1 protein-coding gene is annotated in these 1,429 nt (G+C 65.2%); it reads right to left on the bottom strand.

All coding sequences use genetic code 11. From position 1 onward, the window contains the following. On the bottom strand, window positions 1-1,429 hold a 1,429-nt coding region (gene ahcY, locus ACTMS0_RS29060), incomplete at its 5' end, for an adenosylhomocysteinase (protein ID WP_441158461.1).

The following is a 1,429-nucleotide window of genomic DNA, read 5'->3' as shown; positions in this document are numbered from 1 at the left end:
TCAGTAGCGGTAGTGGTCGGGCTTGAACGGGCCTTCCTGGGAGATACCGAGGTAGGCGGCTTGTTCCTTGGTCAGGGTGGACAGCTTCGCGCCGAGGGCGTCCAGGTGCAGCCGGGCGACCTTCTCGTCGAGGTGCTTGGGCAGCACGTACACCCCGACCGGGTACTGGTCGGTCTTCGTGTACAACTCGATCTGCGCGATCGTCTGGTTGGCGAAGCTGTTGGACATCACGAAGCTGGGGTGGCCGGTGGCGTTACCCAGGTTCAACAGCCGGCCCTCGGACAGCACGATGATCGCGTGCCCGTCATCGAACTTCCAGAGGTCGACCTGCGGTTTGATGTTCTCCCGCGACACGTCCGACCGCTTGGCCAGACCAGCCATGTCGATCTCGTTGTCGAAGTGCCCGATGTTCCCCACGATGGCCTGATGCTTCATCCGCGCCATGTGCTCGTTGGTGATCACGTCGAAGCAGCCCGTCGCCGTGATGAAAATGTCCGCGATCTCGACCACGTCATCCAGCGTCGCGACCTGGTAGCCGTCCATCGCCGCCTGCAACGCGCAGATCGGGTCCACCTCGGTCACCACCACCCGCGCGCCCTGCCCCCGCAGCGACTCCGCGCACCCCTTCCCCACATCCCCGTAACCCAGCACCACGGCCATCTTCCCGCCGATCAGCACATCCGTGGCCCGGTTGATACCGTCGATCAGCGAGTGCCGGCAGCCGTACTTGTTGTCGAACTTGCTCTTCGTCACCGAATCGTTCACGTTGATCGCCGGGAACAACAGCGTGCCCGCCCGATGCATCTCGTACAGCCGGTGCACGCCGGTGGTGGTCTCCTCCGTCACGCCCTTGATGCCGGCGGCGATCCGCGTCCACCGCTGCCCGTCCTCCGCCAGGGAGCGGTGCAGCAGACCCAGAATGACCGCGTACTCCTCCGAATCGGCGGACTCGACCGGCGGCACCACACCCGTCTTCTCGAACTCGGCGCCCTTGTGCACCAGCAGCGTGGCGTCCCCACCGTCATCGAGGATCATGTTCGGACCCTCACCATCCGGCCAGGTGAGCACCTGCTCGGTGCACCACCAGTACTCCTCCAGGCTCTCGCCCTTCCACGCGTACACCGGAACACCGGCGGGGTTGTCGGGGGTGCCGTCCGGACCCACCACGATCGCCGCGGCGGCGTGGTCCTGGGTGGAGAAAATGTTGCACGACGCCCACCGCACCCGCGCCCCCAACGCGACGAGGGTCTCGATCAGCACAGCGGTCTGAATCGTCATATGCAACGAACCCGTGATCCGCGCGCCAGCCAAAGGCTGCGCGTCGGCGAACTCACGACGGATCGCCATCAAACCGGGCATCTCATGCTCGGCGAGCCGGATCTCCTTGCGCCCGAACTCGGCAAGCGACAAATCCGCCACCTTGAAGTCG

The organism is Micromonospora sp. H33, assembly GCF_052068455.1.
Lineage (GTDB): Bacteria > Actinomycetota > Actinomycetes > Mycobacteriales > Micromonosporaceae > Micromonospora.
Note: the sequence above shows the minus strand (reverse complement) of the source record. Positions and strands in the feature narration are given on the sequence as shown.